Source organism: Metabacillus malikii, from assembly GCF_030813355.1.
Lineage (GTDB): Bacteria > Bacillota > Bacilli > Bacillales > Bacillaceae > Metabacillus > Metabacillus malikii.
The window spans coordinates 23,436-39,386 of record NZ_JAUSUD010000027.1 but is presented as its reverse complement, the minus strand read 5'-3'; the positions used below and the strand labels follow the sequence as shown (position 1 = coordinate 39,386).

Genomic DNA, 15,951 nt, shown 5'->3' with positions numbered 1-15,951 from the left:
ATTATGTATATAAATCGGTATTTTTATTCTACAATTAGCCCTTTGCGTTTCATTTGTATTTGTTTTTGAAAACAAAACCTAATTAATGTTTGTCTAACATTTTCTTCAATATTAAGAAACTGTAAAGGGATTTTTACAAATAATTCATTATCAACATCTAAGAATCGAATAATTTTAGCACGTACTTTAACATGTTGAATTTGCTCATTATAAAATGGTAATGAAATCCAGACCATTACTTCCTGGTTAACAGTTAATTTATTTTTCCGTTGGACTAAAATCGCTGCTCCACCTGCACTAATATCAGATGTAACGGCTGTAAAGGGTTCAAATTCATTGCTTATAGGATGAATTGCAACATCAAGACTCGTATCTATTCTTACATATTCTCTTCTCTGTATTTTAACAAGCATTTCATCGCCAGGATATGTTAGTGAAATCATCGGAATATTATCTTTTACACGTCCAGTTACTTCTGTTTGAAATCGATATGCTATTTGGTCTTTCGTAATATATGACGCGACTAATTCTGTACCAATCATTAAAAAGGCTGAACGACCAGTATCTATGTTTATAGGATAGTCGATATATAGTTGGTTTCCTTTTCTTTCTACTAATTTACATTTTAATTTTTCGACAACATTACCTTTTGTTTCGAGCTGAATAACATCCCCAATATTTAACATAAAATCACTCTTTCCCTAATCTCTAATCTTATTAAATCATGGTCTATTAGGTAGTGCAAGAGTGAGTGAAATAAATTCTATAGCTAAATCAATGTGTTCTATGCTCATTTTATGTATTTTAAAAAAGTAAAAAAGGGTGACTTAATACAGAAGTGTCTGACCTTTCAAACATATAAATAGTATACATACTTTTTATATAACAATGCTTGCCGGTTCTTTTAGACACTAATGTAATTTGGCACCCTTTTTATTAGTTTAAACCTCCTGAAAAATTGGTTCAGGATTTTTTAGTTTTTCTACCTTCTCTTCTGTTCCATTTTCAGCTTCAATAAATATCCGATATGAATCATTATCAATGGTACCTAAAAATTCATAACATAATACCTCTTCACCAAGTTCATTCATAATTAACGCCATTCGATCTTCTTGAACTTCGAGATTAGGATTTAGTTTTTTTATTGCTTCTTCTTTTGTAATTTTAGGCTTTGGTATCTCTCGCTTTTTATGTGCTGAAAGATAATCTCTTGCAGAGAAACCGATTACTTGTCCATCGTCTAGGGCAATTTTCATTCTAATCGCATCTGGATATATCCTTACTCCGTTATCTAGTGCAACAAATGAAAATACTCCTGTGTTATCGTATTGTGCACTTTCAAACAAATCTAAATCTTTAAAACCATGGTCTTCTAAAAATTTTCTCGCTTTATTTGTTGCATCACTTAAACTAATTTTATTATCTTTTATTTCTCGACTCTGTACGATATAAATTGGATGTCCTCCTTTTTTGGTAATATCCATATTTATATCGTTATCTCCTTTTTTATCTTTCATTGATACACTAAAAAACTCATATGAGGATCCTTCCCCATTTTTTGTTACCTTTACATTTTTCACATCATTATTCTGTATAAATTCCTTTGCGATTTTCTTAGCTTCATTACTTGAAATTTCTTTCCCTTTTAAATGGGTAAATCCATTTTCAGTATTTTGTTTAGTTGAAGTTAACGTTGGACCAGAGTTAGCCTCAGAATATGCCCCGACATTTTTTTCAACAGTTTTAAAACCATCTATAATTGTATTGTCCATCTGTTTTTGACCTGAAGCTAACGCAAGCTCTACATCCATCCATCTTAAGTTATTTTCAATAACTAAATGTTGAACATTTCGTAATTCATCTTGTATATCTGCAGATTGTTTATAAATCGATTGTAACTTTTTATATTCCTCGTCTGAGAGAGGTTCTGTATCTAAATCTCTTATAGCTGTACGATAAGTAAAATCACTAATCTCAGCGAGAAATTCCTCCGTCTTATTAAATGGTAACAATGTCAGCGGTAACTGGCCAACATTCGATTGCGCTTCTGAAGTTAGCCGCCAAACATCAACTAGTGCCGGAGACAAAGAATCCTTTGAATTCATAGCTAACGTTGCACCGATTTGGTCATGAAGCTGATCAACACGATATGTTAAATCGTGAAATGCTCTTTGGTAGTTATTTTCAGCTTGTATTAATACAGCATCTTTTTCTTGGTGTTCCTTATACCCCCAATATCCAGTCCCAACTACGGCAACTGTTAATAAACTAATAAGTATGCCACGTATCATTTGTCTTCACCCTTTCTAATTACAGAAAATATGCTTCCCGATACGTTTAATTTGTGGTCTACCCCAAATCCACGAGCTTGTTGCTGTATCTGGATTAAAGTAGTACATCGCTTCACCAGTAGGATCAAAACCATTTATCGCATCTAATACTGCTTTTTTCGCACCTTCATTTGGTGTTAGCCATATTTGTCCATCTGCAACGGCAGTGAACGCACCCGGTTCGAAAATTACACCTGAGACAGTATTCGGAAAGGTCGGACTATTTATTCGATTTAAAATGACTGCTGCGACAGCTACTTGTCCTACATAAGGCTCTCCTCGTGCTTCACCATATACTGCATTAGCCATTAGTTGTATATCATTTTGTGAAAAGCCATTTGGTAAATTTACTGCAGTTGAATCTTTTTGTGGGCCTTTTGTATCTTCTTGCTTAGCATTATTCTTTGTAGCTTGTTTTTTTGCCTGCTGATTACCTTGGTCAGGCTGTTTTGTTTGTTGCTGCTTCGCCTGTTGCTGTTGTTCTGCTGGTTGTTGCTTTGCCTGCTGCTGTCCTTGTTGCGGTTGTTTTGCTTGTTGTTGTTTCGCCTGCTGCTGTCCTTGCTGCGGTTGTTTTGCTTGTTGTTGCTTCGCCTGCTGCTGTCCTTGCTGCGGTTGTTTTGCTTGTTGTTGCTTCGCCTGCTGCTGTCCTTGCTGCGGTTGTTTTGCTTGTTGTTGTTTCGCCTGCTGCCCACCTTGTTGCGGTTGTTTTGCTTGTTGTTGTGCTAAGTATTGCTTCTCCTGTTGTGCTCTTCTTTGTTCAGCAGCTTGCCTTGCACGTTGTATTTGTTGTTCACTTGGTGCTGATTGTAAGGATAATGGAACACCACCATAATGAGTAAAGCGTCTTCCTTTATTTATTTGGTCATTCACAAAGTCTTTATAGAATGTAGATGACTTTGTAAGCATAGCTTTTGTTTTCTCCCCTACTAAGCCATCAACTGCTTCTAAGCCGAACATTTTCTGATAATTCCTGACTGCCCAATAAGTATTCCATCCATAGACACCATCGATTGGCCCATGATAATAACCGTTATACTGTAGTCTTGCCTGCAATTCAATAACATCACTACCCGTTGCACCTCGTTGAATAGTCTGTTCTGAAAAAGCATGTGCTTCTGGGATTTTCGTTAAAAAAACTTGAAATGTGAACGTTCCAATAAAAACGACGACAACGGTCAACATAATGCGCATGTTTTTCATGTTGCTGCCTCCTCAAGTAGTTGTAAATGCTTAAACGTATTTTTTGTAGTCTTTGGTATTTTATGCATTAGATTTAATCCTTTAGGCATGTAAGGCAGATTCAGCCATTTTAAATGTGGAAACTTTATAGGTTATGAAGGAAAATTAGATCAACGTCTTCTATACACGAAATGATGTTATCGCAATATGGGGAATAGTAGATACAGAAAAAACCACTTTAAATGAAAAGTGGCTAAAAGATTGCTTTATAAATCTGATAATCGTACTCTAGCTTTTTTAGCTTTATGTAAAGCAAACCACCAGAGAAATAGCATAAACGGTAAGATAATATATTTCCAATGTGTATAACTTGTTAAAATGGAATCATATGCAAAATGAAGCAAAATCGGCAATATACATGAATATACTAACCACCGTTTTCTATGTTTGTCTTTATTAAACTTGCCTTTACCAAGGTAATAACCCATGATAACACCGAAGAGAGCATGACTCGAAACAGGTAGCATCGCTCGACCAATTGCATATTCAACACCATTAGCAAATAAATAAATAATATTTTCAAGTGTAGCAAATCCTAGTGATACTGAGACACCATACACAATTCCATCATAGTGTTCATCAAAATGAACATGCTGATAAATTGTAAAAAATAAAATAAACCACTTAAAAAACTCTTCTAGGAAACCAACTGCAATAAAATTATATAATAACTCAGATGAAATTACCTTTTCTACTTCTAATACATACTGTATAAACATGAGTGGAAAAACAAGCAGAGCCCCAAATATAAACGAACGGAGCACCAAATAAAACGGTTCTGATTCGTACTGATCTTTTAAATAAAAGTAAGATAATAATGCTAGACCCGGGGCTATGCCTGCAGAAATAATTGCAATCATCTACAGGCCTCTTTTCTATAAAAATATAAATGCTATTTAACTTTAAAGTAAGCTTTCTAACTAAAAAATAATTGTCAAGGTTTATAATTTAAGATTATTTATAAAAGATTGTTGCTTTTTGCATTGACTTTATTAAGAATTGGTTAAAACGGAAACCAACCTAAAACGACAAGGAAGTAAAAAGCAGCAATATTTTCGAAAACAGTCATAATATAAAAGCCTGTTCAAAAAATATTCTTTTTCTCCTTAATAATTGGTTAGTAGAAGCGGGTTTTGAGTCTACTGCTTGTTGCATGAAAGTGGTAGGACTCTAGTTGCAATAACGCTAATCAGTTTGTAAAGCGAGGACGGGTAGCCCATAGCTATGAGTCTTACCACACAACCGTTTCTTGCCTAATATGTAACTAACGAATACAAATTGACAACTTTACTGTAAGCAACATTGTTTACGAGAACTGCATAATTGTATTACTATAGAGTGTTGTAACTTCTAAATAATTTTATTATTACTAGTTATCGTAACACGTTATTCTATAAATGGAAATCACTTAATCATTTTGATAATTATACATCATGGAGGACATAAAATGAAAAACATTCTATTAATACATACTGGTGGAACTATTTCAATGAAATCAGATGAAAAAACTGGTGAAGTAAAACCAGATGCGAAGAATCCGTTAATGGATCATATTAATGATATACCTAATACAGTACTTATAACAACCGAACTTTTTCATTTACCTTCGCCACATATAACACCTAAACATATGTTAGACATGAAAAATTACATTTTAAAAAATGTCAAAGAGCATGATATTAATGGTGTCGTTATTACTCATGGTACAGATACATTAGAAGAAACAGCTTATTTCCTTGATATTACGTTAACAATTGATATACCTGTTGTGCTCACCGGTGCAATGCGTTCAAGTAATGAATTAGGTTCAGATGGATTATACAATTTACTATCAGCATTAAAGGTTGCAACTTCAGACTCTGCGAAAAATATGGGCGTACTCGTTGTCATGAATGATGAAATTCATACAGCGAAAAATGTAACAAAAACTCATACAAGTAATGTAGCAACATTTCAAAGTCCACAATACGGTCCAATTGGAATCGTGAATAAAGATGGTGCTCTATTTCATCACAAACCATTAACCGGACGTTCTCTTTCAGTAAATAATTTAGATAAAAACGTTTTATTACTGAAAGCATTCGCAGGAATGGACGATAGTTTACTAAAGGCGGTATCTGAAGTAAAACTTGATGGTCTTGTTATTGAAGCTCTCGGACAAGGTAACCTTCCTCCTGCTCTATTACCGGAATTAACATCTCTATTAAAAAGAGGCATACCAATTGTACTAGTGTCACGCTGTTTTAACGGTGTCGTCCAAGATACTTATAGTTATGAAGGCGGCGGAAGACATCTAAAAGAATTAGGCGTCATCTTCAGTAATGGCATTAATGGCCAAAAGGCTAGACTAAAATTAATGATTGCCTTAGAAAATACTTCAAGCCATATTGAATTAGAATCTATATTTACTGATTAATGTACTAAAATATCGTTATATAAACTAAAAAGTGAGACTAAGTCTCACTTTTTAGTTTCCGTTTTACTTCTAATTGCTTCACAGATCAAATTACCGTGGAACCGACCATTTTCAATAAATATCTCATTCGCATTATTTCCAGCGGCTATTACACCTGCAATAAAAATTCCTTCAACATTCGTTTCCATCGTATCGGGGTTATATTTTGGCCTTCCTGTCTCCTCATCGATCGATACTCCCATCTCTTTTAAAAAGTGATGATTAGGGTGGTAGCCAGTCATAGCAAATACAAAGTCATTTTTAATCGTAAACGATTGGCCATTCACTTCATAAGTTAAATAATGCTCACTTATCTCAAGGACGTTAGCCATAAATTCCATTTTAATTGTTTCATTTCGTACAAGTGATTCGAACTCTGGCAATATCCAAGGTTTTATACTCGAGGAATATTCTTTACCTCTGTAAAGAACAGTGACATTAGCACCTGCTTTAACAAGTTCCAACGCTGCATCTACACTTGAGTTTTTCCCTCCAATTACGACAACATCTTTATTAAAATATGGATGTGCCTCCTTGAAGTAGTGAAACACTTTAGATAGTTCCTCACCTGGAACATTCATATAATTTGGATGGTCATAATACCCAGTTGCAATTACTACATGGTTAGCTAAGTAAGTCTGTTTGTCAGAATGGACAATAAATTTATGTTCGTCTTTCTCAACCCTTTCAACTTTCTCAAATGAATGGATACGAATTTCTTTACGGCGAACAACTTCGCGGTAATAAGCCAATGCTTGATTCCGAACAGGCTTACGGTTTTCTGTAATAAATGGAACATCTCCTATCTCCAATTTTTCACTTGAGCTAAAAAAGGTTTGGTGTGTAGGATAATGATATATGGCATTTACAATATTACCTTTTTCAATAACCAATGGCTTTTTTCCAAGTTTAGCAATTTCAATTGCAGCTGATAACCCACATGGGCCACCGCCAATTATTATCGTTTCTTCTATAATCACGATTATTTCACTCCTGTGTAATCAACTTGCTTACTATGAATGATGAATATTTTCCTCTGTTGACATATTTTAGACTTTTTATGTTGAACCTCTTTGCATAAATGTCGCGTGTGCATTTTTAATCAACTACTGATTAGTAGAGTTAGTAGATTTATACACTCTATAGGGTCTCGAAATTAGTGTACCGAATGCTGTTCATTTATCATACTTTAATTATGCATTCCATTTATTGATATCCTTTTGTAACCGTTGTTTACGTATACATTGTTATGGACTTTATTTAATTGACGTAAATCACAAAAAATCTCCTATCAATAATGATAGAAGATTAGTGATATTGATGCAAATAGTTCGCCTTTTATATCCAACCGCGAAATCTTGATGCTTCAGCCATTTTACGTACACCAACCATATACGCGGCAAGTCTCATATCCACTCTTCGATTCTGACTTGTTTCATAAATGTTATTAAATGATTTAACCATGACTTTTTCAAGCTTTTCTTCCACTTCTTGTTCAGACCAATAATAGCCTTGATTATTCTGAACCCATTCAAAATACGATACAGTTACTCCACCAGCACTTGCCAATACATCAGGAACAAGTAATATTCCTCGTTCAGAAAGTATTCTCGTTGCTTCTAATGTAGTTGGACCATTTGCCGCTTCCACTACTATACTCGCTTTAATATTATTTGCATTTTCCTCAGTTATCTGATTTTCAATAGCTGCTGGAACTAAAATATCGCATTCAAGTTCTAGTAGTTCTTTATTTGTTATCGTATCATTAAATAACTTCGTTACTGTACCAAAACTATCTCTTCTATCTAATAAATAGTCTATATCTAATCCATTTGGATCGTAAAGTCCACCATAAGCGTCTGATATCCCAACAATTTTTGCACCTGCATCATGCATAAATTTAGATAGGAAGCTCCCTGCATTTCCAAAGCCTTGAACAATTACTTTTGCACCCTCAAGGTCTATCCCCTTTTTCTTAGCAGCTTCGCGAATACATATTGTTACACCTTTTGCTGTTGCAGATTCGCGTCCATGTGAACCGCCAAGTACAAGTGGTTTACCCGTAATAAAACCAGGTGAGTTGAATTCATCTATTCGGCTATACTCATCCATCATCCAAGCCATAATTTGTGAGTTCGTGAAAACATCTGGTGCAGGAATATCTTTAGTAGGACCTACTATTTGACTTATTGCACGAACATAACCGCGGCTCAATCTCTCTAATTCCCTAAATGACATATCCCTTGGGTCACAAACAATTCCGCCCTTACCACCACCATATGGTAAATCAACTATCCCACATTTTAAGCTCATCCATATCGACAATGCTTTTACTTCCTTTTCTGTCACTTTAGGATGGAAGCGAATTCCTCCTTTAGTAGGACCAACTGCATCATTGTGTTGTGCTCGATAACCAGTAAAAATTTTAACTGAACCATCATCCATTCTTACAGGAATTTTTACAGTCAATAATCTCATAGGTTCCTTTAAAAGTTCAAAAACTTCTTCTGGATATCCTAGTTTTTCTAGAGCATTATGTATCACCGTTTGTGTAGATTTCAACACATCTAGTTTATCATTTTTAGCACTGGTGCTATTTTCGGCTACCATTTAAGCTAACCTCCTAAATCATATCAGTAAATAAAGAATGTCCACCTACAGAAATTAGTATACACTTTATAAAACGTTATGCAAAGTACAAAAAACACAATTGTAAAATAATAGAAGATATATTAAATCATGATCGATAAAGATAAAACAGTTTAATAATATACTTAAACTATAGCCTATAATTACACTTTATTATAACAAATCATCTTTATTCCTTTACGTTACAATTCATTCAATAATTATGTATTGTAATTGGGTAATTTACGAATAAGGTTAACCATTACCCCGTTCATTTCTTGAGGAGTGAACGGTAAGAATAATCTAGTCATAATCATTATTCTCGCCAATTCACTCTCTTTAATCAGATTACTCTTTGCAAGGATGAAGAAATAAAATCAACCTTTAATGAAATATTTATAGATCTCTCTTATCGCATATTCATTCATAATCATATTGCCATATTCTTTTAATCGATGTACGGTTAATGTTGAAGGACTTCCATACTCTGCTAATATTGCGACAAAATCATCAAGATTTGATATTTCATTATCACTAAATAATAGGAAATACCTTCCATTAAATGAAAGGAGCATGCCTACTTCTATCTCTTGTTGCTTTAAACAAGCAGCACATTGAATAATATCTTCAAATGTATCAAATTCATAAATAATATCGAGATTTTCATCTAATTTAACTTGCATCTCAATATAATCATCTGAATAGTCTTCATCCTCTTCATCTTCCTCGTTTGAATTCGTAACGATAATAACCATTCCTTGAGCATGTAATGAATATACCTCAACAGCGATAGGACCATGCGCCTTGAAACCTAACTCCTCACTAGCCTCATTCATCATGTCTCGGAACAGTTGATGAACTTTAATTGAATCCTTCCATAGGTCTTCTTTCGTTAGACCTCTGTCTTTTAAATCATCAGTTGTTAAAAAAATTTTTATTTTATCGTAATTCAGTCGCTCTAGCCGCATCCCATACCCTCCTGCCGTCAGAACGCTCTATATAAAATTATCATATGAATTTTATATACAATGGTTCTAATATGTTCTAATATTTTTTACAGTGTACACTGTGTGATCATTTTAGACAAGTATTATCACTTCCAACATAAGATTAACATTGAAAGCCCATCTAAAACTATATGTTTGAAAGTCATTACAGGAAAACGACTAACTCGACCATATAGAAAGTTATAACTCATATCTAAAGCTGGTGCTTTCTTGCACTATATTTTAACAAGGGGTCGTTGGTGTGTTTGGAGATTCCTGCTGAGTGCGCAGGTGAGAGTGTTTATGCAAAGACGTTTAATGTGGAGGCGACTTATCGTTCGATGCACAAACTAGAGTGGAGCATTGTCTATTATAGGTATCCAGATACCCCGTAGGTAAATCGATGATGACTTATCGAATGGAGAGATATGAAGTCCAAAAATTTGATAGTGGGTAGCTGACATAGCATAAGGCTGACCACCCACCTCAAGTAAAGCTAGTACTAAAAATAAATCAATCAAAACAGTCGTTTTGTTACTAGCAGTTAAATAAGAATGATGAAAGATATTATTCCCCTCTTCACACAGGAAGTAGCGACTCACTTAGTAGTAAAGATGGTTCATACCCTCATATTAAATATGTGTCGTGTTGAGAACTTTAATAATCTAAACCACTACTTAGTATCACTTGTAATTTCTATGTAATGTGCTTCTGCTGGCGCACCTAGTCTAAGTGGTATACCAGATGTTCCATATCCATTACTTATTAATAATGTAAGTTTTTTATAAACATGTACCTTTCCCTTTTCATATAAACCAAATCCAAATAATCTAATTTGTCCTCCATGTTCGTGTCCACTTAAGACAAGAGAGATATTGTGATTTTCTGGAAACTTATCAATAATTTTAGGATTATGACTGACCAATATGTTGAAGCTGTTCGTTAATACACCTTTTAATGCAGAATCTAGACAGTCTCTTTCCTCATTCATATCTTCAACACCAATTAGGAAGATTGTTTCACCTTTATTCGATGAAAGAGGCATTGACGTATTATTTAACACTGTAACTTGATATTTTTTTAACAATTTCTCTAATGACTCTTTTCCTACTTCATAGTCATTATTTCCAAAAACAAAATAAGTTGGACCGTAGCTAGTTAATATACGCAAATTTTCTTCTACTCGTTCAAACGGAACACCCGCTTCCGTTAAATCTCCGCCAATTATGACTAAATCGATAAAAGGTGGAACTTTTGACAATAATTCTTCAGAAACTACCCGCCGATGAATATCAGAAATAAATAAAATTTTTAAAGGGGAAAAACTATGCGGAAGATTTTGAAAAGTAAATGTATGTGTTGTTAAATGATTCTCTTTTGCCTTTAAATACATAAAAAAACCTAATAAGATGCACACACAACAAATTATTAAAACCATTAAAACAATCAAAAAACTCACCTATCCATCCGTTTAGTTCTATCATTTATTTAGGGTTTTCTCTAGAAGGTTGTGCCTTATTACTCTAACCATTTTAACCATTTTGTTGCAGCAGATTCCAGGCTCCTTCGGGTTATGTAGGAGAGGTGAGACGAGAGCAGGCATTTACACTGTTGGTTTCGAAAAGTGGCGTCGGCTATCCCATCCGACGTATAAACTGGAAGTACATCGACAATCAAATTTAGGAAACTTTATTCGACAACACCTTTTAAAGCAACAATGGTTAACGAAACAACCTCCTTTTATATACTATCCGGTTTAAAATCAACAAGTAAAATGTGCGGATTTCAACATATCATTACATGTCATTCTACAAAGTGGCTGACACAACTATAAGTCAGCCACTCCTAAAATCCATCTAAAATCCATCTACTTGCTCTCATGAAATAAGTTTATGTCATATTCAGATTTCATCATCGTAAACACTTCATGCCTATTTTGCCATTGCGAGGGCTTTTGCCATAACTCCGCACTCTTTCTGATTACCTCACACCTTAAATTATTAAATTCCGTTTCTGCTTTGTCCTCCTTCTTTTTGAAATATTGTGCCGTTGCATATCCACTAACAATTAATAATGCAATAAATGTATGATGGGACCCACTAAAAATCGTATGAAAAATTACAGGTATTTCTCCACCTGTTGGTTTAATAATAAACATATATAAATATACAACATAAGTCATTAAAGCAATAAACGTAACAAATTGTGTATTAAAACACTTTTTTTTGTACATTTCATATTTGCGCTTTCTTTCAACTAAGTTTTGGAGCATTTTTTTTGTCGGCTCATCAGTATGGTCCCTTAGGAGCTTGATATGTGTCTCGATAGCAACTCACTTCCCCTCAAGTCATTGTTATTACAATGTATGAGTTCGTCCACTTAGTTATGATAACTGAGGTTGTTAGCTACTATTGAAGAGGTATTTTTAATTTTTGACCGACAAATATTTCATCACCATTCAAACCGTTATATTTCCGAATAATATCCTCACCAGCACGACTATTATAATACTTTATAGCAATTTTGAAGAGTGTATCATCAGAAGAAACTGTGTGTGTTAACACTTTGCCGCTCTCATTTACTTCAACTTCTGGATTTTCATTAACAATTTCATCATCTTCTTCTGGGGACCGTTGCTCAACTTCTTGCTCTTGTTTTGTTATTTTCTCTAATTGTTCATTTTTAGCCCCATCTTCAAGAATGTTATTTTTCCCTGAATCGTCTTCACTTTCAGAAGAAGTTACCTCTTTTTCTTCTGTAGGCATCTGTTCTAATAGACTTTCTGATTCGTCTTCCGAGTCATTCGTGTAATATACCTTGTTGTCACTATCGTTATTATTGTTTCCTCGTTCATTACCTTGTTGTGAATAGTATAAAGATATCGTCAATACTAATATAGGTAAAAGAATAAAAAGTCCTGCTAATAGGCTAATTAATGGATACCTTAATTTAACATTCGTCTTCTTTTCTTTATCTTTGTGTACTTCACTTCTTGGTGGATATTCACCATTTACTTCTTTAAAATCATCGATCATTCTCGTTCGTAAATTTTCTGCTTGGTCAGGGTTTCTATCGTAATCACTCATTGTTGTTCCTCACCCCTTTGATAAACTTAAGCCTAATTTGAATAGCAAAAACTAAATCGATTATAAAATGAGCCAATATCGTCGTATACAATGAATCTGTTAACTCGTAAACAATTCCAAGTAGAAAACTAATTGATATTACTAGCGTGAACAAAACCCACTTTGTTACATATCTAAAATGAAGAAGGGCAAAAATAATACTAGCTATCCAGATTCCATAATTTGTTTGAATTACCCCTCTAAATAAGAACTCTTCTGATATGGCGATAATGCCTGTTAAAATTACTATATGTGGAATACTGCGGTTCTTGAAAATTTTATCATTCACACCACCGTCATCAAGTAAATGTACAGGTAGAACCTTCATAAGTACATAATCAATTACAATAACGATTGCAGCAACGGAAACACCGTAATAAATAACCTTCACACTAGATAAATCCCACATTACCTTGAACTCATTATAACTATTGAATAAAAATAAGGATAATATACAAGAAAATACAAAAATCAGCAACTGGGTCATATATAAGCTAATTACTATTTCTTTATCTGTTAATTCTTTAATTTGTTCGCTTTGTTTTTTTAACAAGAAGGATTCACTCACTTTTATTAAAAATCATTTTTAACTCTTCTTTCCAGTTCAATGTATATCTTACACTCTGATTATGTGTATTCCCTTCAAAGCTATTATATTCTAGACCACAATTATCACAACAATTTACTTTTTCATGATTGGTTAGTGATTCACCAAAATAAGCGAGTAATTTCTGTCGCCTGCATTTTGTGGTATTGAGCCAATCAAACATTAAATTTAGTTTATTATGTTTCACAACTAGTCTTTTTTCAATCTCGGACCAGATATTTGATATAAGTTCTTCTAGGTTCTCCACGTTATCAATTAGACGGTTAAGATTTTTATCTATATATCGCCACTGTGTTTCAGTCAGTTGACACTTTTCCATGATATCTATCATTGATAATTTCTCTTGTTGATTGTTATACAGATAGTGTACAGTTTGAGACAACGTATTATATGACGGAAACTCTGACTCAACTAATGACTTTGGGATATCATAATCACTATTTGTAAGTAATGTAATCGCAAGACTAGGTAATCCATCTCTCCCAGCCCTGCCAATCTCTTGCATATATGATTCTATTTGGGAAGGAAAGTGATAATGAATAACAAATCGAATATTTTGTTTATTTATTCCCATACCAAATGCATTTGTGCAACATACAACTTGCAATTGATTGTATAAAAACTGTTGTTGAATTAGTATTCTTTGTTCTGGGTCCATCCCACCATGATAATAAGCTACACCTTCTATTCCAGCATTAATTAAATCCTCAGCAATCCGTTCAGCTGATAATCTACTAGAACAATAAATAACCCCAGGTCCTTCTAACGACTTTACCAAATATTGAATTCTTTTCATCTTATCACTTACGGATTTCATTCTCTCAACAGCTAAAGCTATATTCGGTCTGTCAACAGAGTAAATAAACGTTTCACACTTATCTTGAAAATATAAAATTTGTTGGATATCATTTAGCACTTCCTTTGTTGCAGTTGCCGTCAATGCTAGACAGGAAGGATTGTTTAATTGTTTTCGAATTTCGCCTAATCTCGAATAATCTAATCGAAAATCATGACCCCATTGTGAAATACAATGAGCCTCATCAACTACAAATAATGAAATACTAATATTTTTTAAAGCCCGTAAAATATGGTCAGATTGTAAAATCTCAGGGGAAACATAAATATAACGATAAGCACTTAAAGACTTTAGCAATTTTGTCCTTGCTTCAAACGATAACGTACTATTTAAAGCAACAACACCTTTTTCTCCTCTCAGTTTGATTTGCTCAACTTGGTCTTCCATTAAAGAGAGTAAAGGTGAAACAATTAATATTGGACCTTTTAAAATATAACCGGGTAATTGATAGCATAGGGATTTACCACCACCTGTCGGCAACATCGCGACAACGTCATTTCCATTAAGTACTGATTCAATAATCTCTTGTTGTCCAACCCGAAAACTATCCAAATGAAACCGTGTTTTTAAAATCGTCATTAGTTGCTTATTCATCTGTTTCTTCCTTTCAAAGCATAAGCAAGTCGAATTTGAAAATAACTATATTTATGTTGAAAATATTCTTTAACCTGTTTTAAGCGATGTGTTTGTAGCGAATCAATTGCATCATTAATTAGCAAAAAGTCTTCTGTTGTAATAAACGGATCAGGTTGAAAATTTGGATAATGAAGTGTAAGCTCAACAACATGGTCTTCAATCGTACTTTCTTTCAAACCGCGTGTAGCTGCTATTTGTGATATATCAAGTCCCTTTTGTAAGAAAGAGTAAGTGACTTTTGTAGAATTTGTAACATAATTTTGCTGCATCCGGTCCTCTATTATCTTTACAAACATCGGAAAATGTTCGGGTGTGTTTTGAATGTTTTTAATAAGTACGTGATTAACATTCCAAAACATTAAATAAATATATACAGGGTCTTCTCTTTGTTTTATTGCAATTTGTTCAAATGTATCTCCAACACGGTAGCTGGCTGTCAATTTCTTCACGAAAATTTCAGCTTCTAAATTGGTTAATTGCTTTAAAGCAAAGTACGTCTCAGAGTATAGGTCATCAATTATTTTTTGCTTTCGTTCACCTATTCCACTAATAAATTTTTTTACCCATTGTAAATCTTCTTGGTTTTTTGTTATCGGTAAATATGATGTTTGTTTATAAGAAATGTTAGAAAGTACTTGTACAAGTAAAGAATACCTGCGCCAATATAATCTCGACAAATCACCATATTTCCATCCGTCTAGATGACCTGGTAATGGCTTTTCTTTATTATATCTTTCTATATATTCATTGCCCCTATCTGTCACAATATAGTGTTGGTGTTCCTTAAATGATAAGAGCTCATCAGCTAATAATCCCTTACATATTGCTTCTATTATTGTTTTAGTTGTACTAGGAAAAAGCCCAAACAAAAATGAAAGGTTAAAAAGTTTACCATCTTGAATTGTTTGTGAAGATTTTTTCCCTTTAAGTAAATGATAAATAGCGGAGGGCGACCTCTCCCCTTTAAATTGTTGAAAACACAACAATACAATAAAACGTAAATATCCGTCGTTCATCTCATCACCTGCAGTATTATACAATATTCGAGTATCTTCTTCTATTTTAACAAATTAATTTGTTCAATACGTT

At 33.7% G+C, this 15,951-nt stretch carries 14 protein-coding genes; 1 reads left to right on the top strand and 13 read right to left on the bottom strand.

The window, feature by feature from the left end; genetic code table 11:
• Positions 1-23 precede the first annotated feature (23 nt).
• From J2S19_RS19945 to prsW, 4 genes are all read right to left on the bottom strand, one after another.
• On the bottom strand, positions 24-686 hold the full coding sequence (locus tag J2S19_RS19945; protein ID WP_307345565.1) for a flagellar brake protein: 663 nt from the start codon (positions 684-686) through the stop codon (positions 24-26).
• Between the two features lie 255 nt (positions 687-941).
• Positions 942-2,291 carry a germination protein YpeB gene (ypeB, locus tag J2S19_RS19940; RefSeq protein ID WP_307345558.1) on the bottom strand — a complete coding sequence of 450 codons (1,350 nt, stop codon included), beginning with the start codon at positions 2,289-2,291 and terminating at the stop codon, positions 942-944.
• Between the two features lie 15 nt (positions 2,292-2,306).
• Positions 2,307-3,521: a spore cortex-lytic enzyme gene (gene sleB / locus J2S19_RS19935; protein WP_370875183.1), complete on the bottom strand. Its 1,215-nt coding sequence runs from the start codon at positions 3,519-3,521 to the stop codon at positions 2,307-2,309.
• 254 nt (positions 3,522-3,775) lie between these two features.
• Positions 3,776-4,429, bottom strand: coding sequence for a glutamic-type intramembrane protease PrsW (prsW, locus tag J2S19_RS19930; RefSeq protein WP_307345552.1), 654 nt, complete (start codon positions 4,427-4,429; stop codon positions 3,776-3,778).
• A 587-nt stretch (positions 4,430-5,016) separates the two neighbouring features.
• On the opposite strand from prsW, the gene J2S19_RS19925 reads away from it, so the two are divergent.
• Positions 5,017-5,985, top strand: a complete 969-nt coding sequence (locus J2S19_RS19925; RefSeq protein WP_307345549.1) for an asparaginase — start codon at positions 5,017-5,019, stop codon at positions 5,983-5,985.
• Positions 5,986-6,029: 44 nt separating this feature from the next.
• Here J2S19_RS19925 and J2S19_RS19920 read toward each other — a convergent pair whose 3' ends face one another.
• The 9 genes from J2S19_RS19920 to J2S19_RS19880 form a co-directional block, all read right to left on the bottom strand.
• Positions 6,030-7,004, bottom strand: coding sequence for a YpdA family putative bacillithiol disulfide reductase (locus J2S19_RS19920; protein WP_307345546.1), 975 nt, complete (start codon positions 7,002-7,004; stop codon positions 6,030-6,032).
• Between the two features lie 358 nt (positions 7,005-7,362).
• Positions 7,363-8,634, bottom strand: a complete 1,272-nt coding sequence (locus J2S19_RS19915) for a Glu/Leu/Phe/Val family dehydrogenase (RefSeq protein WP_307345542.1) — start codon at positions 8,632-8,634, stop codon at positions 7,363-7,365.
• 395 nt (positions 8,635-9,029) lie between these two features.
• A complete protein-coding gene (locus J2S19_RS19910; RefSeq protein ID WP_307345539.1) occupies positions 9,030-9,620 on the bottom strand; it encodes a genetic competence negative regulator in 591 nt (196 codons plus the stop codon).
• Positions 9,621-10,311: 691 nt separating this feature from the next.
• Complete coding sequence (locus J2S19_RS19905; protein WP_307345536.1) at positions 10,312-11,097, bottom strand: metallophosphoesterase; 786 nt, start codon at positions 11,095-11,097, stop codon at positions 10,312-10,314.
• Between the two features lie 408 nt (positions 11,098-11,505).
• The gene (locus tag J2S19_RS19900) at positions 11,506-11,910 is read right to left on the bottom strand and encodes a YpbF family protein (RefSeq protein ID WP_307345533.1); all 405 of its coding nucleotides are present in this window, start codon (positions 11,908-11,910) and stop codon (positions 11,506-11,508) included.
• A gap of 136 nt (positions 11,911-12,046) precedes the next feature.
• Positions 12,047-12,724, bottom strand: coding sequence for a LysM peptidoglycan-binding domain-containing protein (locus J2S19_RS19895; RefSeq protein WP_307345530.1), 678 nt, complete (start codon positions 12,722-12,724; stop codon positions 12,047-12,049).
• The gene (locus J2S19_RS19890; RefSeq protein ID WP_307345527.1) at positions 12,717-13,316 is read right to left on the bottom strand and encodes a CPBP family intramembrane glutamic endopeptidase; all 600 of its coding nucleotides are present in this window, start codon (positions 13,314-13,316) and stop codon (positions 12,717-12,719) included. Before J2S19_RS19890 ends, J2S19_RS19895 begins: the two co-directional genes overlap by 8 nt.
• A 7-nt stretch (positions 13,317-13,323) precedes the next feature.
• Entirely contained in the window at positions 13,324-14,820 is a 1,497-nt protein-coding gene (locus tag J2S19_RS19885) for a RecQ family ATP-dependent DNA helicase (protein WP_307345525.1), read from the bottom strand.
• Entirely contained in the window at positions 14,817-15,878 is a 1,062-nt protein-coding gene (locus J2S19_RS19880) for a YpbB family protein (RefSeq protein ID WP_307345523.1), read from the bottom strand. Before J2S19_RS19880 ends, J2S19_RS19885 begins: the two co-directional genes overlap by 4 nt.
• Between the last annotated feature and the right edge of the window lie 73 nt (positions 15,879-15,951).